This window comes from Nitrosomonas sp. HPC101, from assembly GCF_009833125.1.
In the GTDB taxonomy this organism is placed as follows: Bacteria; Pseudomonadota; Gammaproteobacteria; order Burkholderiales; family Nitrosomonadaceae; genus Nitrosomonas.
In genome coordinates this window covers 352272-366429 of the sequence record NZ_QRCC01000001.1, presented here as the reverse complement: position 1 = coordinate 366429, position 14158 = coordinate 352272, and the positions used below count along the sequence as shown (strand labels likewise).

Below are 14158 nucleotides of genomic sequence, written 5' to 3'. Positions count from 1 at the left end.
ATTATTGTTTATTACGTTTGGTATTATGGATAAAGGTTACATTTTTTGAGATAACAAGGCTTTATGGTAATTTCTTGGTAATTATTTTTATAACAGGAGATGTTGTATGAATATCAGATTGACCGGATTATCCATTCTTGTTGGTGCTTTATTTGCCATTCCTGCTACGGCAACAGCAGTTTCTCCAGTTACTGTAGCGCCGATCCAGCAGGGGGAGGTGGCTACTCTTGTTCTGGTGCAGGCTCAACAACATCAATTTCAAAGTAAAGAAGGGGAAGAGGAGAAGGGGCAGGGATATTCAAATGAATCAGATCATGGCAGCCATGGTCATAATCATGGAGATCAGACAAAGCAAGAAAAAGGTATGTGTAAGGGTAAAGACAAAAATAAAGATGGGAACAAAGAAAGGCACGATCATGGAGATAAAGGAGATCATCACCATCACAGCTATACGCATAATGTTGCCGTACAAGCAGAAGTGCTTGGACTTTCTGATGAACAGCTTGGCAAGATTGTACGTATCCATCTGAAAGAAGATCCCGAGGTACATGGGCGCCTCAAGAATAAAATGAAAGAAAGCATGCAAGCTTTTCGTAAAGCGGTTGCCGAGCCAGCTGTTGATGAAGAAACTTTACGTAAACTGGGACAGAAGCATGTTGATAGTTTTAATGAAATGATCGCGCACCATGTAGAGGAACGGAAAGCGATTCTCAGTATATTGACACCTGAACAGATTGAGAAATTGAAAGTTATAAAAACAGATCATAATCATTAAACCTGAGTCTGTCAGTTGGATACAGATTGATTTGATCCGAAGAGCCTGATAACAGCAGCTATAAAAGCGCGTTGCTGGCAATAGTTTTATATTTTGATCACAGTAGTTTTTATAGCCAGTTAAAGAATCCACTTTATTGGGATTCTTTAACTGGCTATATTCAGATTTAGACTTGCACAGTACTCTGGCTGGATAAACAGCTGGGGCTGTGAGTCATGATAATCCAGAGTGTCATTACGCATCTGTTCAATAGATTTGTCTTAGTTTCCGTTTGTGGTCAGCATGTTTTGCAGGAGTGTCATTTGCGGCTCAGTGATAGCACGTATTTCAGCGTCACGGGCGAGTATTTGCTGGATCAGATCAAATTTTTTTTTCTGCTGAGCTTCATTTAATGGTTGCTGGGTGTGTTGCTTCATCAATCGGTTTGCCAGGTGTTTGCAGTCGTGCTCCAGTGCGACCAGTTCATCCCAGTCGCTGTTTCTTGCTGCTTGCAGCATTTGATCGGCGATTGCCAGGATTGCCTCGTACGTGGCGATCACTTGCATCTCGTTTTTACCGTTATCCGGTGGATGGTTGGACGAAGAACTGTCGAAACTCATGCGATAGCACCTGCTTCAGTTATTTGTTTGATCGCTGGGTTGGCAGTTGTTCTTGCATTTACTTTTCTTATAGGCTGTTTTCCAATGGAAATCCAGGTTTCTTGCAGCTCACTCGGCAACCGGCTGACTTCTTCGATAATAGCGAGGTTATTTTGAATATTGGCTGTAAGTAGGCGAACGGTCATGTAGTCATAGAGCTGATCGAGTCGTGTTGCCAGTGCTCCACTCGTTATCTTTTCCAGGCTGGTTTTCAGGCCATCGCTGCAGATCATGTTATCGATTAGACTTCCCAAGCGGGAGACGAAGCTACCGGCGCTTTCTACCTGCGTCGTGAAAAATGCGGCGACGTTCTTGTCCGGATTATTTAGCGCAGCGCTCAGTTTGTTGTTATCCGATGCTAGCGTGCTATTCTTCTGAAAGTTGATACCCAGTTCGGATAGCGAGCTGATTCCGCTGGCAGTGGATTGATTGCCGTTCAGCATGGTGCGTACCTGGCTCTGGACATGCGCACAGTAGAATCTCCGGTCAGTACTGATGCCTGCTTGTTGGCCGCGTCGTAACGCGAAAGGTTGCCAATGGTTTCTTCCAGCTCGTTGTAAGGGGTGATAAGTGCCTTTATAGCTGTTTCAACGCTATTTTTGTCCTTTTCCACCGTCAGCGTTGATTTCGTCGAGTCAATTGTGATGGCTTTTGCTATCTTTTCTGTACTAGCAGTAAAGGTGCCGTCTTCGTTATATGTTCCGAATCTGATCGTCAGTGAGCCGCTGCCGATCAGCGTACCGGTGGTGGAGAATGCTTCCGATTTGATTTTTTGCGCCGGCGCCAAGAATTGCACTTCGATTTGATGCGTGCCTGTTGCCACGCTGGAGGAAGTGCTTGCCGCGGCTAACGTTGTATCTGCCAGCGTGGCTTTGAAGCCGTTGAACAGCGAGGGTTTTGCCAGCGCCTTGACGCTGTCCTGAGATGTCGAGAGTGCACTTTTCAGGCTGCCAAAGGCGGAAAGTTGTGCCTGTTGTTTGGCTTCCTTGGTGTTGAGCTGAGTGAGTGGGCGTTGTTCAACTTGCATCAATTGGCTGATAATCCTGCTGATATCCAGTTCAGAACCGATTCCTAGTGATGAAAGCATGGCTTATATCCTTGGTTTGATTTGAGTTGATTCGTCAATTTTCTTACCGTTTTCGCATCCTCTAGCTGCGTAGCTATGCGGCAATCCTGAATGATTGTGCCTTGTGCTGTTGTCTGAGCACACTGCCCCTTCTCCACAAGAGTATCAACCGTTGTGGTTGATACTGAGACACCATAACGGCAGGAGCAAAAGTGACTTTACACATTCTGTTGATACTCTTTCTAGATTGTCTCGTGCCGTTTACGTTCGCGATGAGCAGAGATTTGTTATGGGAAAGGAAAGGAAAAGCAGATGATTGTGTAGCAATAAGCTGGAGAAGTATGTAATTTGTCGAGGTGAGTGTGTGTTTAGAGGGTGGTTCTAACGGCCTGTTAAAGCCAGCGTCGTACTCTGGTTTTGTAATCCAGGTAGGCATCTCCGAATCTGGCTTCAAGATGTGCTTCTTCATGGCGAATAACGCCGTAGCGTAATATTGCCCAGATCAGTGGCGTAAAGAGCAGTGGCCACCAGGTTGACAGCAATATTGATGCACCGATGAAAATCAACCAGTCACCGAGATAAATTGGATTACGACTGTAATGGAATGGCCCGGTGGTGCACAAGTTGGAGGCGGCTTTGTAGGGATTAACAGTGGTTCGATGATACCAGAGAGTAATGGCTGTCCATGTGAGCAACAGCAGCCCTAAAAATATACACAGCCAGCCGAATGGCTGGGTTGTTGTATTCCATCCCCAGTGAAGTGCTCGAATATTGCGATCCATCCACCAACCGGCAAGTATGGCTGCAGCGTAGGGTGCAGGTGGAAGAATCAGTGTGCGTGGGCGATGAATATTGTGTTTCATTTGTTAATTTATCAGCATGGAGAAGGTTCGGGCTTTAAATAAAGCCGGTGTGTCTTAAGGAACTTCTGATTAAATTCAGCGTGGCTGCGCATTGTACTTTGCGGATGGAATGCAAAACCAGTGCGCAAAGGATGCGGGAAAATTATGCGCTCGCTATGTCGTGCTTTTTGCGATCATAACAATTCTGCTTGCAATGCGATTCATGGAGGGCTTGATCAGAGGTTTCTTATATAGGACAGCATACCAAAATGAAAGGGGTTGCTTTGCATCGTATCCCAGAATAAGGAATAGTAAGTTGATGGCTGTGTTTTTTGTTGCGGTAGGCAGGGAAAGTAATAAACCATTCGTTTTTTAGATGCAACATGAATGAATTACTTGATAGAATGTAGCCGGTTTGTATTAACCATGACTGACGAGAGGATTAAGGAACCTCTGAAAAACATTAGCGAGGTAGTCAGTTCACGGCAAAAGTCGGTGAGGAAGCGGAGTTTATGCGTAATAAATGAGCATTTTAAGCCGGCTTTTAACGCAAAAATGGCAACGCAGATGGTTTTACAGAGGTTCCTAAAATGGTGATCTGTACTGATAATTCGGGGAGCAGATTACGGGAGGGCCTGAAAGAAAAGTTATCAGGTAAGAAATTTTGTTTTAGGAAATTTGAAGAGGAGTGCAAATGAACAAGGTGATCGTCGCAGCTTTCGTTTCTGTTTTTGTACTGGGTTCCACAGCAACGTTTGCAAGTGGTAACCTGGAATCTTCCCTGGCACCAATCAGTGCCAAGGATTTATTGAGCTACCTGGCTTGCAAGGATAAAAAACCGACCGATGTTGTAAAAAGCCATACTGAAGTTGAGAATGGAAAAGTCGTTAGAGTAAAATGTGGCGATGTCGTAGCGCTTGTCCAGAAAGCAAGGGAAGAATCGGGTGACGCTTGGCAGGGCGGTTATTAATCCATTCTGTTTGCTTAGGAAAAGGCCTGATTGATCAGGCCTTTTTATTTATTCGAGCTTCAATGGATATTTTTTCCAGCGCGTCGATCATTAATCCTGCAACATTTATTCCTGTCTGCTCAGAAATTTCCTGCATACCGGTTGGGCTGGTGACATTTATTTCAGTTAGATGGTTGCCAATAACATCCAGTCCTATCAGCATCAGACCGCGAGCATAGAGGATTGGTCCGAGTTTCCCGGAAATTTCTTTGTCACGTGCTGACAGCGGCTGTACTTTGCCGATACCACCGGCTGCCAGGTTGCCGCGTGTTTCTCCTGGTTTTGGGATGCGCGCGAGCGCATAATCGACAGGTTTCCCGGCAATCAGTAATATGCGCTTGTCTCCTTCCTGGATTTCAGACAGAAAGCGTTGCGCCATGATGGTGCGAGTACCGTAACGCGTTAACGTTTCAATGATAACGCCGATGTTATGATCGGTATTCTGCATGCGAAAAATACCGGCACCCCCCATGCCATCCAGTGGTTTCAGGATAATATCCTCGTGTTCGGCGAGAAACTGGAGAATCAGCTGCTCCTGGCTGGTTACCAATGAAGGTGGTATAAATTCCGGAAATTCTGTGATTGCCAGTTTTTCATTGTGATCTCGAATGCCTCGCGGACTGTTCACAACATAAGCGCCCTGATGTTCGGCCAGTTCAAGCAGATAGGTACTGTAGATATATTCGGTATCGAAGGGCGGATCCTTGCGCATGAGTACAGCATCAAATTTAGTCAGTGGAATTTCTTCCACAGCGCCTTCTTTATACCAACGGTAAGGATTGTCTGGTGAATCGATCAGTGTCAGTGATCGCGCAAAACCGATTACCTGATGGTTTTTCCAGGCCAGGTTATTTTGCTGCAAAGTATACAGCTGGTGATGACGGCGCGCCGCTTCACGCATCATGGCATAGCTTGAATCCTTGCCAATTTTGATGCTGTCGAGCGGATCCAGAATAAAAGCCAGTTTCATCAGGTTTCAGCCACTGCCAGTGCGGGTGAGGGAAGGTGAATATATCGTTCCAGTTCGATAGCGGAGGCAAGCAGTGCCAGCCTGGCGATGACACCATAGGTATAAAAACGGTTGGGAGCGGCATCTGGCCGGGCAGTAGGGTCGGTGGTCTGCATGCAAGTGGTATCAAATGCCAGCGGCACAAAATGCATGCCTGGTGCATTCAGGTTTTCATCAACTCCCCGGTTGGCATGAACCCGATAGAATCCTCCCACTACATGGTGATCGATCATGTAAATGACAGGTTCAGCTACGGCCTGGTGGATACTTTCAAATGTATGCACGCCTTCCTGCACCAGTACGTTTTTTACAACGAGCCCTTCCTTGATTGTCGTCATTTTGTTGCGCTGTTTGCGGTTGAGTTTGTAGACTTCAGCGCCGTCTTTAATACTCATGATTCCCATGCCGTAAGTACCCGAATCGGCCTTGATAATGACAAACGGCTTTTCATTGATGCCATATTGTGCATATTTTTCTCTGATCTGGCTCAGAATTTCATCTACAGCTGCAGCGACACAGTCCAATCCCTCTTTTTCCTGAAAATCAACTTTTCCACAAGAGGTAAAGTAAGGGTTGATAAGCCAGGGATCGATATCGATTAGTTCTGCAAAGTCTTGGGCCACATTATCATAGGCGCTGAAATGCCAGGATTTTCGACGAGTGGCCCAGCCTGCGTGGAGAGGTGGGATAATAATCTGATCCAGATTTTGCAGGATTTCAGGTACCCCACCGGATAGATCGTTATTCAGAAGAATGGCGCATGGGTCAAAATCCTGGATAAACAGCTTGTTTTTCTTGCGCTGTACCGGCTCCAGTAACAAAGGCTCGCCACCAGGCAGCGGTACGGACACAGGGCGATCAATCCCTGGCAATAATGAGCCGATACGGATATTCATACCGGCTTGCTGCATGATGGATTGCAGCGTGGCGATATTCTGCAGGTAGAAAATATTACGGGTGTGATTTTCTGGAATGAGCAGGACATTGTGTGCATCCGGGCAGATTTTTTCGACAGCGTTCATCATTGCCTGAATACATAGTGGGATGAAAGTTGGATTAAGATTATTGAATCCACCGGGAAACAGGTTGGTATCAACTGGTGCCAGCTTGAAGCCACTGTTGCGCAGGTCTACCGAGCAATAAAAAGGGATAGAGTGATGTTGCCATTGCTTGCGTAACCAGTGTTCAATCGTCGGCTTGGCAGCCAGAATACGTTTCTCCAGATCGAGGGTGGGTGCATTCAGTGTGTTGGTGAGATGGGGTATCGGCATGAGGTATCTGTTGCTTGGAAATAAACCGACTGATTATAGCACTGCACTTGAGTGGTCAGCCCCTGTCTGTGACAGGGGCAAGAAATGCACTTTATCAGCAGGTTGAAAAGTGTGCCTGGGAGGCAGGTGTCAGGGAAATATTGCAGCGGAATCGTTATGATCGCAAAAAGTGCGACATAGTGAACGCATGATTTTTTCCGCAATCCTTTGCACTCTATCTGCAAAACACAGTGTGTCCATGTGGGATTTAATCAGAGATTCCTTAAGGTGTGTTGATTTTTGAGTGATGTATGCCGGCGCGTGATTGAATTTATTACACAAAATTCGCGGATGTTATTATAATGCGCGGTTCTAGGAAGGACGGGAGATGGATATGTACGCAGTAATCAAGACAGGTGGCAAACAGTATCGGGTTCAGGTCGGCAATAAATTGAAAGTGGAAACACTTCCTGCGGAAGTAGGGAGTGCTATTCAGCTGGACCAGATTCTGATGGTTGCGGATGGAGAAGTTATTTCTACGGGGACCCCGCTGCTCGATCAGGCACAGGTCAGTGCAACAGTAATCAGCCACGGGCGGCACGACAAGATACGTATATTCAAAATGCGCCGTCGTAAACACTACCGGAAGCAACAGGGGCACCGTCAGAATTACACTGAAATTCAGATAACCGGTATTTCTGCATAAGGAGATTGGTTCATGGCACATAAAAAAGCGGGCGGAAGCTCCAGAAACGGGCGTGATTCTCATTCCAAGCGATTAGGTGTGAAGCGTTATGGTGGTGAGGTAATCAGGGCAGGTGGAATTATCGTACGTCAGCGCGGTACCCAGTTTCATCCGGGTGATAACGTAGGCATCGGGCGTGATCACACGCTGTTTGCTAAGGTGGATGGAAAAATTGTTTTTGCCGTCAAAGGTCGATTTAACCGGAGGACAGTTGCAGTTATTCCCTCCTAATCATCTGACCCGTCGGATCGAATAAGCCGAAGAAGAGCCCCATTGCTTGAATGGGGCTTTTTGCTTTGGTTGTAGCTTCCTGCCAGGATAAATTTTTCTGTCTGCAATCAGAGTAGTTGCTCGGAGCACTCATGAAATATATCGATGAAGTGAAAATACAGGTCTTTGCTGGAGATGGTGGTAATGGTGTTGCCAGCTTCCGCCGTGAAAAATTTATTCCCAAGGGCGGGCCGGATGGAGGGGATGGGGGCCGTGGTGGTAGTATTTATGTGTTGGCAGATCACAACCTCAATACATTGATCGATTATCGTTTTACGCCGGTTTTTCGTGCGAAACGGGGAGAAAATGGGCGAGGCTCCGATTGTTACGGTAAAGGAGCGGAAGACATTGTGTTGCGGATGCCGGTTGGTACGATGATTATCAATAATCAAACAGGCGAGCTCGTGGCAGACCTAAAACATAATCAGCAGAAGATGTTGCTGGCAAAGGGGGGCAACGGTGGGCTGGGTAATCTCCATTTTAAGTCCAGTACCAATCGTGCTCCGCGGCAATTTACCCACGGTGAGGCAGGAGAACAGTTCGAACTCAGGCTGGAACTCAGGGTGCTGGCAGATGTTGGGCTGTTAGGGTTACCTAATGCCGGTAAATCTACCTTGATTCGTGCTGTTTCCGCTGCGCGTCCCAAGGTGGCTGATTATCCATTTACTACGCTGCACCCCAATCTTGGGGTGGTGCGGGTCGATGCCGGGCGCAGCTTTGTGATGGCGGATATTCCTGGCTTGATTGAAGGTGCTGCGGAAGGAGCTGGTCTCGGACACCGTTTTCTTAAACACCTCACCCGTACTTATTTGCTGTTACATGTTATTGATGTGGCTCCTTTTGATGAAAGTATTGATCCTGTTCAGTCAGCCAGGGCATTGGTAGACGAGCTACTCAAGTTTGATGAGGCGCTTTATCATAAGCCGCGCTGGCTGGTATTTAATAAAGTGGATCTGCTGCCTGAGGATGAGCAGCAGGCTGTTTACGCACATTTTCTGAAGGTGCTTGACTGGAAAGATCGTTGGTTTGCCATTTCTGCGCTGACGGGAAGGGGGTGTCAGGCGCTGACCTATGCCATTATGGAGTATCTGCAACAACTACAGCCTGTTACTGAAGAAGCCTGATTTTTATGACGTTATCAATTCTGCAATCTGCGCACCGGATTGTTGTAAAGGTTGGCAGTAGCCTGGTGACAAATGAAGGAAACGGTCTTGATCGGCAGGTGCTTGGCGGTTGGGCCAGACAGATCTCTCGCCTCAAGCAAATGGGCAAAGAGGTTGTGCTGGTTTCATCTGGCGCGGTAGCTGAAGGTATGCAGCGCTTGGGCTGGGAAACACGTCCTGTTGCACTTTACGAGCTGCAGGCGGCAGCGGCGGTAGGTCAGATGGATCTTGCCCGAGCTTATGCAGATTGTTTCAGTGAATATCAATTACTGACTGCTCAGATTCTGTTGACGCATGATGATTTATCGAGTCGTAAACGCTATCTGAATGCCCGTTCGACGATTCTCACATTGTTGAATCTGGATATCGTTCCGGTGATCAATGAGAATGACACGGTGGTTTCGGATGAAATCCGGTTTGGTGACAATGATAATCTGGCGGCATTGGTTGCCAATCTGGTGGTGGCTGAGGTGCTGGTTATTCTGACCGATCAGGAAGGTCTGTTTACAAATGATCCACGCAAGTATGCTGATGCGAAGATGATTTCTGAAATCAGTGTCAGTGATCCACATATTGGTGCTATGGCTGGTGGGGCCGGCAGCAGCATCGGGCGTGGTGGCATGCAAAGCAAGGTGATGGCGGCTAGACGTGCAGCCCGTAGCGGAGCGCATACCGTGATTGCATCAGGCAGAGTGGATAATGTACTGGTTCGCCTGGCCAATGGGGAGACAATCGGAACCAGTCTGCTGGCCGATGTTCCGGTGAAGGTCGCACGCAAGTTGTGGCTGGCTGATCAACTTCAGGTACGAGGCAGTGTGGTGTTGGATGATGGTGCCAGTCGGGCATTGCTGTCAGGGGGTAAAAGCCTGTTGCCTATTGGTGTGGTGGAGGTGAGAGGGAATTTCGAGCGAGGTGAGGCTGTATCCTGTCTGAATGCCGATGGTCGTGAAATTGCCCGTGGCCTGATCAATTACGGTGCCCGTGAATCACGCAAAATCATGCGCCAGCCTACCAGTCGGATAGAAACGATACTGGGCTATGTAGGTGAGTATGAACTGATCCACCGAGATAACCTGGTTATTCTGTGATGGCTTGATTTACTGTATTTGCCTGTTTGGAAGGCTTGATATTATTTGTATGACTACTCCTTTTTCTTTGCCCGGATCCCGGTTACCCTTGTTTTATCGTGCGCCCAGATGGCTACCCGGAGGAAATGCACAGACTATTTTTCCGTATTTCGTTAACCTGAATCCAGAAATTCGTTACCGGCGCGAGCGCTGGGAGATGGATGACGGAGATTTTGTTGATATTGACTGGCTGGAGGGTGAGCCGGATCAGCCACTGGTAATTCTGTTTCATGGTTTGGAGGGGAGTTCACAAAGCCATTATGCCCTGAATATCATGCATTTCTTGCAGATGTTGCGTTGGCGCGGAGCTGTTATTCATTTTCGTGGCTGTTCCGGATCTCCCAATCGGCTGCCTCGTGCTTATCATGCTGGTGATTCGCAGGAAATAGATCGCATGCTGCGATATATGGCGCAGCAGAATAATTCGTGCAAAGAACAGCAAGCGGCCTGTTACGTTGTGGGTATTTCGCTCGGTGGCAATGCGTTGTTGAAATGGTTGGGCGAGCAGGGTACTCAGTCAGCCAGATTGATTTCAGGTGCTGTTGCAGTTTCAGTTCCTCTTGATCTGGCAATAGCTGGCAAGGTGCTCGATTCCGGTTTTAACCGGGTCTATACTCGTCATTTTCTTGTTACGCTTAAACGCAAGGCGCTGAGAAAAAACAAACAGTTTCCAGGCTTGCTGAATGCGAAGGCGGTTGCTGCCTGCCGTTCATTGTATGAGTTTGATAATCTGGTTACGGCACCGCTGCATGGTTTTCGCGATACGAACGATTACTGGCGTCGATCCAGCAGCAAACCGTGGCTTGAATCTATTCGTGTACCTACGATGTTAATCAATGCGCGCAATGATCCTTTTTTACCTGAAAGTGTATTGCCGCGGGCATCCGAAGTTTCCTCCTTTGTTTCACTGGAGTTTCCACAGCAGGGAGGCCATGTTGGCTTTATGCATGGCGTGTTTCCAGGAAGACTGGACTGGCTGCCACGGCGTATTGTGAATTTCTTCTCATCTTTATAAAATCCGGACATTATTCTGAACGAGAGGCGGGACTGGGAAAGCCAATGCTGCCGTAGCTGAATCGGAAAATCGATCCCATCACTGCTCATGATTACGTGAACACCTTCTGGCTAAGCCTTGTCCCCATTGTATGGTTGACTGTTATTGTTGCACTGCTGGGAATAGTATTTGATACAGCAATTGTGCTGGGTTTGTACGGTGTTATTCTGCTCGGGATTGTCATTTACCATCTTTATACGTTGCATTGTCTGGATCAATGGCTGCGCTACTCGGATTATTCCTATTCGACGGTGCCCGATCGATCTGGCTTATGGGGGGTCGTTTTTGCCAGATTAGCGCGTTTCGTCAGGCGTCGAGACAAGGAGCGTCTGGGTCTGAACATTTCCCTGGAGCGATTGCAGCGTGCAACTTCTGTTTTGCCGGAGGGGATTGTCATCCTGGGTGATAAGGATCAGATCGAATGGTGTAATTCGTCTGCTGAGCTGCACCTGGGTCTCGATCTTGGGATGGATGTCGGCCAGCATGTAACTCGCATGGTGCGCCAGGTACGATTTGTAGCCTACCTTGACGCTGGAGATTTCAGCAAGCCCTTTTTGCTCAAACAGACACGCTTCCGCGATATGCTGCTTTCTATTCAAATTGTGCCTTATGGCGATAGTGAAAAATTGCTGATCAGCCGGGATATAACACGTTTTGAGAAACTTGAAATCATGCGGCGCGATTTTGTCGCAAATGTATCGCATGAATTGCGTACGCCTTTGACAGTAATCGGGGGATTCCTTGAAACACTGCTGGAGGAAAACAAGATATCTGGTGACATGGAAAAAAATGCGCTGCGACTGATGTTTGATCAGACCACCCGTATGCGCCGTTTGGTAGAGGATTTGCTGACACTGTCCCAGCTGGAAAATGCTGGAAATAATCTGACTGAGGAAAAGGTGAATATTGTTCAGCTGTTGCAGGGACTTTATCAGGAAGCTCAATCATTGAGCGCCGGTCGCCATATTATTTCTCTTGATCTCGCCAGTCATGCCATGCTGTTTGGCAATCAAGATGAACTACGCAGTGCATTTGAGAACCTCATTAGCAATGCTGTTCGATACACCCCTGACAATGGAGTGATTTCCTTGGGCTGGACGGTGGAAAATGGAAAAGGACTGTTTTACGTTCAGGACAGTGGCATTGGTATCGAGCCGAATCATATTCCCCGGTTGACAGAACGCTTTTACCGGGTGGATCGTGGCCGTTCCCGCGAAACCGGTGGTACCGGCCTGGGACTTGCTATCGTCAAACATGTTCTGAATCGCCATCAGGCAAGTATGGAAGTTACCAGCCAACCTGGAGAGGGAAGTACTTTCAGGATATGGTTTCCTGGCGATCGAGTGCTGTATGCTGAAAATATAGCTGAGTGATATCCGAATTCCATGGTGTCAGCCAGCTGCTGATTATTCGTGCATACAAACGTCGTGATATACCGTGTTAGACTTATGGTTTCTCGCATCATATACTTTTTCAGCGTCAAAATACCCGGGGTGAATTTTTATATATTTTGATTTTTTATGCTGATTTGATGACACGGACAGGTTTGGGATCTTGGCAAAAACATAATCGGAGTCAGCCGGTTTGCCCGTGAGGGTATTGACTTTAGCGGGCCATATGAAAAATATATTCGGAGTAAGCCGATGCTAGGCAGAAAAGCAGAATTTATGCGTGACAAATGAGCATTCTGAACCTGTTTTTAGCACCGCATCGGCAACACAGATAACTTTCAACAGTCTGTTACCAAATAACTACAAATTCAACCAGGGAGGGTAAACAGTGGGCGTTAAAGGACAGTTATTACAGGATCCATTTTTGAATATCTTGCGCAAGGAACGTATTCCGGTCTCCATCTATCTAGTTAATGGTATCAAGTTGCAGGGACATATTGATTCTTTTGACCAGTACGTAGTTCTGTTGAGGAACTCTGTTACGCAAATGGTTTATAAACATGCGATTTCTACTATAGTACCGGGTAAGGCGATTTCTATTCCGGCAGCAGCTGAAACACTGTCCGAGCAAAATGAATCATGATGCCAAAGTGGCAGAGAATAATACCGCAATATTGGTAGATATTGATTTTGGCAGAAATGATAAGGAAAGTCTGGATGAGTTGAAAGAGCTTGCTCGTAGCGATCAGCTGTCCGTAATTGCAGTCGTCGAAGGAGCGCGAAAACAACCTGATTCTGCTACCTTTATTGGAAAGGGCAAGGTGGAGGAAGTCAGGCAGATACTGGAGCAGGTGCGAGCCGCAATGGTGATATTCAACCACGAACTATCTCCGGTACAGCAAAGAAATCTTTCTGAAGCGCTGGCTTGTCACGTCATAGATCGCACCAGTCTGATCCTGGACATTTTTGCGCGACGTGCCAAAAGTCACGAGGGCAAACTGCAGGTTGAGCTTGCCCAGCTGGAATATCTTTCCACTCGGCTGGTAAGGGGGTGGACGCACTTGGAACGTCAGAAAGGAGGAATCGGACTGCGTGGTCCGGGGGAGACCCAGCTGGAAACTGACAGACGCCTGCTGGCAAAGCGCGTAAAATTCCTGAAGGAGAAGCTGGCTAAACTCAAGCAGCAGTGGAATGTACAGCGGCGTGCAAGAAAGCGCTCTGAGATCATGTCTGTTTCTATCGTGGGTTATACCAATGCGGGTAAATCAACTTTGTTCAACCGCCTTGTTCGATCGGATACGTATGCCGCAGACAAGCTGTTTGCTACGCTGGATACGACTACCAGGAGACTTTTTCTTCCCGAACGTGGCTTGATTGTGATCTCCGATACGGTTGGTTTTATTCGGGATTTGCCCCATACGCTTGTCGCTGCTTTTCGTGCCACGCTGGAAGAAACCATCCGGGCCGACCTGCTTCTGCATGTGATTGATGCTTCCGGTTCCAGCCGGGATGTGCAGATCAACGAAGTTAATAAATTACTACAGGAGATTGGCGCGGATGCTATACCGCAAGTTCTAATCCTAAACAAGATCGATCTTGTTGAACCGGGATCGCCAGGGAATTACATGCGCGACGAGTATGGTAAAATTACTAAAATTCATCTCAGCGCAAGGACAGGAGCGGGTTTGAGTTATCTCTATCAAGCGCTGACAGAAGCGTTTGACCAAAACTTGAGTAGATTGAAACAGCATTCAGCAATATCTGTAAGCACGAAGGACAATGTCAGTGCCACTTTTATAAATAATGAAAAGGACTAAAC

The 14158-nt window shown here is 47.3% G+C and carries 15 protein-coding genes and 1 pseudogene; 10 read left to right on the top strand and 6 right to left on the bottom strand.

Translation table 11 applies throughout. From position 1 onward, the window contains the following. Positions 1-106: 106 nt before the first annotated feature. Complete coding sequence (locus ABO04_RS01670) at positions 107-775, top strand: Spy/CpxP family protein refolding chaperone (RefSeq protein WP_160808869.1); 669 nt, start codon at positions 107-109, stop codon at positions 773-775. A gap of 260 nt (positions 776-1035) precedes the next feature. Here the strand turns inward: ABO04_RS01670 and ABO04_RS01665 are convergent, their stop codons facing one another. The 4 genes and pseudogenes from ABO04_RS01665 to ABO04_RS01655 all read right to left on the bottom strand — a co-directional run bounded on the left by ABO04_RS01665 (position 1036) and on the right by ABO04_RS01655 (position 3342). After that, positions 1036-1374 carry a flagellar protein FliT gene (locus tag ABO04_RS01665; protein WP_160808868.1) on the bottom strand — a complete coding sequence of 113 codons (339 nt, stop codon included), beginning with the start codon at positions 1372-1374 and terminating at the stop codon, positions 1036-1038. Beyond that, positions 1371-1646: a flagellar export chaperone FliS gene (locus tag ABO04_RS11980; protein WP_240141372.1), complete on the bottom strand. Its 276-nt coding sequence runs from the start codon at positions 1644-1646 to the stop codon at positions 1371-1373. The genes ABO04_RS01665 and ABO04_RS11980 overlap by 4 nt, the downstream gene beginning before the upstream one ends. 3 nt (positions 1647-1649) lie before the next feature. Then, a pseudogene (gene fliD / locus ABO04_RS01660) lies at positions 1650-2440 on the bottom strand (flagellar filament capping protein FliD); the annotation flags it as partial. 431 nt (positions 2441-2871) lie between these two features. Then, the gene (locus ABO04_RS01655) at positions 2872-3342 is read right to left on the bottom strand and encodes an isoprenylcysteine carboxylmethyltransferase family protein (protein ID WP_160808867.1); all 471 of its coding nucleotides are present in this window, start codon (positions 3340-3342) and stop codon (positions 2872-2874) included. Positions 3343-4015: 673 nt separating this feature from the next. Between ABO04_RS01655 and ABO04_RS01650 the strand changes: the two genes are divergently transcribed. Beyond that, a complete protein-coding gene (locus ABO04_RS01650) occupies positions 4016-4291 on the top strand; it encodes a hypothetical protein (RefSeq protein WP_160808866.1) in 276 nt (91 codons plus the stop codon). A 34-nt stretch (positions 4292-4325) separates the two neighbouring features. On the opposite strand, the gene gshB is transcribed toward ABO04_RS01650, so the two are convergent. Next, entirely contained in the window at positions 4326-5300 is a 975-nt protein-coding gene (gene gshB / locus ABO04_RS01645; protein WP_160808865.1) for a glutathione synthase, read from the bottom strand. Next, positions 5300-6610 (bottom strand): glutamate--cysteine ligase, encoded by a 1311-nt coding sequence (gene gshA / locus ABO04_RS01640; protein ID WP_160808864.1) that lies wholly within the window; start codon positions 6608-6610, stop codon positions 5300-5302. Before gshA ends, gshB begins: the two co-directional genes overlap by 1 nt. A gap of 373 nt (positions 6611-6983) precedes the next feature. Here gshA and rplU point away from each other — a divergent pair, with 373 nt between their 5' ends. The 8 genes from rplU (at position 6984) to hflX (ending at position 14156) form a co-directional block, all read left to right on the top strand. Further along, positions 6984-7295 carry a 50S ribosomal protein L21 gene (rplU, locus tag ABO04_RS01635; protein ID WP_160808863.1) on the top strand — a complete coding sequence of 104 codons (312 nt, stop codon included), beginning with the start codon at positions 6984-6986 and terminating at the stop codon, positions 7293-7295. Between the two features lie 12 nt (positions 7296-7307). Then, positions 7308-7565, top strand: coding sequence for a 50S ribosomal protein L27 (rpmA, locus tag ABO04_RS01630; RefSeq protein WP_160808862.1), 258 nt, complete (start codon positions 7308-7310; stop codon positions 7563-7565). Positions 7566-7696: 131 nt separating this feature from the next. Continuing rightward, the gene (gene cgtA / locus ABO04_RS01625) at positions 7697-8728 is read left to right on the top strand and encodes an Obg family GTPase CgtA (protein ID WP_160808861.1); all 1032 of its coding nucleotides are present in this window, start codon (positions 7697-7699) and stop codon (positions 8726-8728) included. A 5-nt stretch (positions 8729-8733) separates the two neighbouring features. Further along, a complete protein-coding gene (proB, locus tag ABO04_RS01620; RefSeq protein WP_160808860.1) occupies positions 8734-9855 on the top strand; it encodes a glutamate 5-kinase in 1122 nt (373 codons plus the stop codon). A gap of 49 nt (positions 9856-9904) precedes the next feature. Beyond that, positions 9905-10909: a hydrolase gene (locus ABO04_RS01615; RefSeq protein WP_160808859.1), complete on the top strand. Its 1005-nt coding sequence runs from the start codon at positions 9905-9907 to the stop codon at positions 10907-10909. A gap of 95 nt (positions 10910-11004) precedes the next feature. Then, positions 11005-12321, top strand: coding sequence for a phosphate regulon sensor histidine kinase PhoR (gene phoR, locus ABO04_RS01610; RefSeq protein ID WP_160808858.1), 1317 nt, complete (start codon positions 11005-11007; stop codon positions 12319-12321). A 406-nt stretch (positions 12322-12727) separates the two neighbouring features. Next, entirely contained in the window at positions 12728-12982 is a 255-nt protein-coding gene (gene hfq, locus ABO04_RS01605; protein ID WP_160808857.1) for an RNA chaperone Hfq, read from the top strand. Then, complete coding sequence (gene hflX, locus ABO04_RS01600; RefSeq protein ID WP_160808856.1) at positions 12972-14156, top strand: GTPase HflX; 1185 nt, start codon at positions 12972-12974, stop codon at positions 14154-14156. The genes hfq and hflX overlap by 11 nt, the downstream gene beginning before the upstream one ends. Positions 14157-14158 lie beyond the last annotated feature (2 nt).

What these genes read in the sequence shown, in the direction of transcription:
- ABO04_RS01655 (WP_160808867.1), bottom strand. Translation starts at nt 3,342, where the DNA reads ATGAAACACAATATTCATCGCCCACGCACACTGATTCTTCCACCTGCA.
- cgtA (WP_160808861.1), top strand. Translation starts at nt 7,697, where the DNA reads ATGAAATATATCGATGAAGTGAAAATACAGGTCTTTGCTGGAGATGGT.
- proB (WP_160808860.1), top strand. Translation starts at nt 8,734, where the DNA reads ATGACGTTATCAATTCTGCAATCTGCGCACCGGATTGTTGTAAAGGTT.
- hflX (WP_160808856.1), top strand. Translation starts at nt 12,972, where the DNA reads ATGAATCATGATGCCAAAGTGGCAGAGAATAATACCGCAATATTGGTA.
- gshA (WP_160808864.1), bottom strand. Translation starts at nt 6,610, where the DNA reads ATGCCGATACCCCATCTCACCAACACACTGAATGCACCCACCCTCGAT.
- ABO04_RS11980 (WP_240141372.1), bottom strand. Translation starts at nt 1,646, where the DNA reads ATGATCTGCAGCGATGGCCTGAAAACCAGCCTGGAAAAGATAACGAGT.
- ABO04_RS01615 (WP_160808859.1), top strand. Translation starts at nt 9,905, where the DNA reads ATGACTACTCCTTTTTCTTTGCCCGGATCCCGGTTACCCTTGTTTTAT.
- ABO04_RS01665 (WP_160808868.1), bottom strand. Translation starts at nt 1,374, where the DNA reads ATGAGTTTCGACAGTTCTTCGTCCAACCATCCACCGGATAACGGTAAA.
- rplU (WP_160808863.1), top strand. Translation starts at nt 6,984, where the DNA reads ATGTACGCAGTAATCAAGACAGGTGGCAAACAGTATCGGGTTCAGGTC.
- rpmA (WP_160808862.1), top strand. Translation starts at nt 7,308, where the DNA reads ATGGCACATAAAAAAGCGGGCGGAAGCTCCAGAAACGGGCGTGATTCT.
- ABO04_RS01670 (WP_160808869.1), top strand. Translation starts at nt 107, where the DNA reads ATGAATATCAGATTGACCGGATTATCCATTCTTGTTGGTGCTTTATTT.
- gshB (WP_160808865.1), bottom strand. Translation starts at nt 5,300, where the DNA reads ATGAAACTGGCTTTTATTCTGGATCCGCTCGACAGCATCAAAATTGGC.
- ABO04_RS01650 (WP_160808866.1), top strand. Translation starts at nt 4,016, where the DNA reads ATGAACAAGGTGATCGTCGCAGCTTTCGTTTCTGTTTTTGTACTGGGT.